This window comes from uncultured Flavonifractor sp., assembly GCF_944387675.1.
In the GTDB taxonomy this organism is placed as follows: Bacteria; Bacillota; Clostridia; order Oscillospirales; family Oscillospiraceae; genus Flavonifractor.
Map to the genome: position 1 here is coordinate 1 of NZ_CALXFV010000143.1, position 4070 is coordinate 4070.

At 61.6% G+C, this 4070-nt stretch carries 4 protein-coding genes and 2 pseudogenes; all 6 read right to left on the reverse strand.

The window, feature by feature from the left end:
• Positions 1-388, reverse strand: a pseudogene (locus tag Q0J74_RS10605) (BMP family ABC transporter substrate-binding protein); the annotation flags it as partial.
• Positions 389-648: 260 nt separating this feature from the next.
• Positions 649-1314, reverse strand: coding sequence for a deoxyribose-phosphate aldolase (deoC, locus tag Q0J74_RS10610; protein WP_297214432.1), 666 nt, complete (start codon positions 1312-1314; stop codon positions 649-651).
• 23 nt (positions 1315-1337) lie between these two features.
• Positions 1338-2465, reverse strand: coding sequence for a DUF362 domain-containing protein (locus Q0J74_RS10615; protein ID WP_297214434.1), 1128 nt, complete (start codon positions 2463-2465; stop codon positions 1338-1340).
• Positions 2466-2503: 38 nt separating this feature from the next.
• Complete coding sequence (locus tag Q0J74_RS10620; protein ID WP_297214436.1) at positions 2504-3187, reverse strand: YoaK family protein; 684 nt, start codon at positions 3185-3187, stop codon at positions 2504-2506.
• 68 nt (positions 3188-3255) lie between these two features.
• The gene (locus Q0J74_RS10625; protein WP_297214437.1) at positions 3256-3603 is read right to left on the reverse strand and encodes a YbaB/EbfC family nucleoid-associated protein; all 348 of its coding nucleotides are present in this window, start codon (positions 3601-3603) and stop codon (positions 3256-3258) included.
• Positions 3604-3617: 14 nt separating this feature from the next.
• Positions 3618-4070 (reverse strand): annotated as a pseudogene (locus Q0J74_RS10630) (DNA polymerase III subunit gamma/tau); the annotation flags it as partial.

Here is a 4070-nt window from a genome sequence, read left to right on the forward strand (position 1 = left end):
TGGCGTCATAGCGGTCATCGTCGGTGGCCTCGTTGCCGTTGGCGGGCTGATAGTACTTGTAGGACAGGCCGTTGGCGGCGGCATACAGCTTCACGCCGTCATAGGTACCCTGGTTGAAGGACTTGTCCTTCAGCTGGCCCACGTCGGTGACGAAAGCCACCTGATACTTGTTGTCGGCGGAGGTCATATTGTCGTCAATATCGTCGGGATTGGCGGCATCAACGGTCTCGCCGCCGGTCTCCTCAGCGGGAGCCTGGGACTCCTGGGTGGGCGGGGTACTCTCGCCGCCGGAAGGAGTCTCGCTGCTGCCCTGGTTCCCATTGCCGCAGGCGGCAAGGGCAAATACCATGGACGCAGAGAGGAGCAGTGCAAGGAGCTTCTTGTACATCTTCAATGTAATCTACCTTCCTTTCACAAAAATGGCCCAGTTCGGTTCAGACAGTATGCCTCTCCTTACTGAGCTGCGAACCTATTATACCGTATCCCCTGTTCCGTGGCAACCGTCATTTTACAAAATGCCCAAGTTTTTTGCTCGGTTTTTGCCATTCCACACACATCTCACAGCAACTGGCAAAAATACCGGGAAACCGCCAAGCGGTCTCCCGGTATTTGCTGCTCCGCAAATAGCCCTGAGGGTCCCGTCCTCCGTCAATAACCCTGAGGAGCCTGTCCCTTCACCAGCTTTACGATGGCGGAGGTTCCCAGGCGGTCGGCGCCCAGAGCGATGAAATCCTCCGCGTCCTGGAGCGTGCGGATGCCGCCGGCGGCCTTGATTTTCACGCCGGGGCCGATATGGGCCTTGAAAAGAGCCACATCCTCCCGGGTGGCACCTCCGGTGGAAAAGCCGGTGGAGGTTTTGATATAATCCGCCCCGGACTGGGTGACAATCTCACACAGCTTCACCTTTTCCGCCTCGGTGAGCAGGCAGGCCTCCACAATCACCTTGAGAATCCGGCCCTGGCAGGAGTCCTTGACGGCGCGGATCTCCTCCAGCAGCGCGTCCCACCGGCCCTCCTTGGCCCAGCCGATGTTAATGACCATATCAATTTCGTCGGCGCCGTTGCGGATGGCGTCCTCCGTCTCAAATACCTTGACCTCCGTGGTGGAATAGCCGTTGGGGAATCCGATGACGGTGCAGATTTTCAGGTCGTTGCCCACATAGTCGTTGGCCTGCTTCACATGGGCCGCGGGAATACACACGGAGGCGCAGCCGTACTTCATGCCGTCGTCGCACACCGCCTTGATCTGCGCCCAGGTGCTCTCCTGCTTGAGCAGGGTGTGGTCACAGCGGGCCAGAATCTCCTTTACATCCATAGATGGCCTTCCTTTCTCCATGCTCACTTGACTTCAATCAGCTGATAACTGCGGGTGCCGATCCCCAGCTTCTCGCAGTGGGCCAGGCAGATCTTCCAGTCGGTAACGGGCATGCTGTTGATAAAGTGGTCGTGGTGGTCGCAGAAGCCCTCTTTGTGCATCTGCTCGTCCAGGTGGGAGCCTGGAATGGGGGGCTGGCGCAGACAGGCCTCGGCGCAGGCCTGGTCCAGAGCCACCGGGTCGAAAGAGGCAAACATGCCCACGTCCGGCACAATGGGCAGGTCGTTCTCCTCATGGCAGTCGCAGTAGGGGGATACGTCGATCACCAGGCTGATGTGGAACTGGGGCCGGCCGTCCACCACCGCCTTGGCATACTCCGCCATGCGGCAGCTCAGCTGCTCCATAGCCGCGTCGCTGCCGGCCCGAATGGCGTCCACATTACACACCGCGATGCACCGGCCACAGCCCACGCACTTGTCCCAGTTGATGACCGCCTTTCGGTCCTCGCCGTAGGTCAGCGCGTCATGGGCGCACTGGGTGGAGCACTTCCGGCAGCCCACGCACCGCTTGGCACTGATAACCGGCTTGCCGGCGGCGTGCTGTTCCATTTTTCCCCGGCGGGAACCGCAGCCCATACCCAGGTTCTTGATAGCACCGCCGAAGCCGGTCTGCTCGTGTCCCTTGAAATGGGACAGGGAAATAATCACATCGGCCTCCATAATGGCCTTGCCGATCTTGGCTGTCTCAATATATTCTCCGCCGGCCACCGGCACCTCCACCTCATCGTTGCCCCGCAGGCCGTCCCCGATGATGATCTGGCAGCCGGTGGACATGGGGGAAAATCCGTTTTCATAGGCTGCGTCCAGATGCTCCAGGGCGTTTTTCCGCCGGCCGGGATAGAGGGTATTGCAGTCCGTCAGAAAGGGGACGCCGCCCAGCCTCTTCACCACGTCGGCCACTACCTTGGCGTAGTTGGGCCGCAAAAACGCCAGATTTCCCGGCTCGCCGAAGTGCATCTTGATGGCCACCAGCTTCCGGTCAAAGTCAATTTCGCCCAGCCCCGCCGTGCGGATCAGCTTCTCCAGCTTGTTCAGCAGACTGGTTCCGGGCTGGCAGCGGAGATCCGAGTAATATACCTTCGCCTGTTCCATCTCCCCTGATACCTCCTAAAATATTACTTAGCTCGCACCTATTTTATACCGGCTTCCGCCCCGCCGCAAGGCTTTTTCCGCTCATACATCAGAATCAGGGCCAGCAGCAGCGGCGGCAGGCTGGCGCAGACGGCCGCCCGTCCCAGCCGGGCGGCACACAGACCGCCCAGCGCCGCGCCGGCAATGAAGCACAAAATAATTCCATAGTACTGGATGGCTCTGCTCCAGTGGTCCCGCTCCCCGGTGCGCAGGTACAAAAGCAGCCGCTCAGTACCGCTGCGCAGGTTGCCAGTACACATCGTAGTGGCAAAGGCGTTGCCGTTTACCTTGCGGAAGCTCTCCACCTGAACCGCGCAAACAAAGGATACCGCCACGTTGGCCAGACTGTCCAGGCTGGCGGGCAGCCAGGCCACCCCCGCCAGCAGCAGCAGTTCCAGGCCCAGGGTCACCTGCCGCCAGTGGATTCCGCCCTCCCGGCTCACCCGCTGACGGATCTGCTCGGCCACAATCACGCCCCCGGCAAAGGCCAGAATGGGGATGAGATAGTGCAGCACCTGCCGCCACTCCCCCTGTATCAGCCGTACACCCAGCAGAACAATATTCCCCGTCTGGGCGTTGGCGAACACCCCGCCACGGATCAGATAGGTGTAGGCGTCCAGCACGCCGCCGGCCAGCGCCAGCAGCGCCCCCAGGCGGAAGCTCTCGGACGTCTGTTTTTCCATCTCGTCTCTCCCCGTCCCTTTCACACAAACCGGGGCGGGCCGCTGGCCCGCCCCGGAGTTCTGCACGCTCAGAACGGAAGGCCCAGCCCTCCGGTCAGCTGCTGCATGGAAGAGGCGGAATCACTCTCCGCCGCACGCAGCGCCTCATTCACAGCGGCCACAATCATGTCCTGCAACATCTCCACATCCTCCGGGTCCACCGCGTCGGGATCAATGGTGATCCGCTCCACCACTCGCTTGCCGGTCACCGTGGCGGTCACCGCTCCACCGCCAGCGGCGGCGGTATAGCTCTTGCTCTCCAGCTCCTGCTGCATCTTCATCATGTCCTGCTGCATCTTCTGGACCTGCTTCATCATGTTCATGTTCATGCCGCCGCCAAGGCCGCCCATGCCCCGGCTGTTAAATCCCTTCGCCATCGGTCGCAACTCCTTTATTCTTCAATAATAATGTTGTCAAACTGTCGGCCCATGGCCAGCAGATCATCCAAGCGGTCGTGCTCCCCGACCGGCGCCTCGCCTGCCGGCTCCGGCGGCTTGCCCACCTTCACCGTACCGCGCACCGGGACTCCGGTCTGTTCGCTGGCCAGGCGGGCCAGCTCCTCCAGCACCTGCCGGCTGCCCACCATGCGCTTGGTAAATTCATTGTCCACCCACAGGGTGAGCACACTCCCCTCCAGCCGGCCCTGCACAGCCGCCGGATTGCTGAGGAAGGGATAGACTGCGGGGAACTTTCCCCGCGTCAGCACCACCAGGTCCGGCCAGAAGGTCCCGCTCCCAGCAGCCAGCGCTTCCCTCTGCGCAGTCGGCGCCTCAGTCCGGGCAGGCACTTCCTCCACGGATGGTTCCAAACCCGCGGACAACTCCGGCGGCTCCTCCGGCAAGGG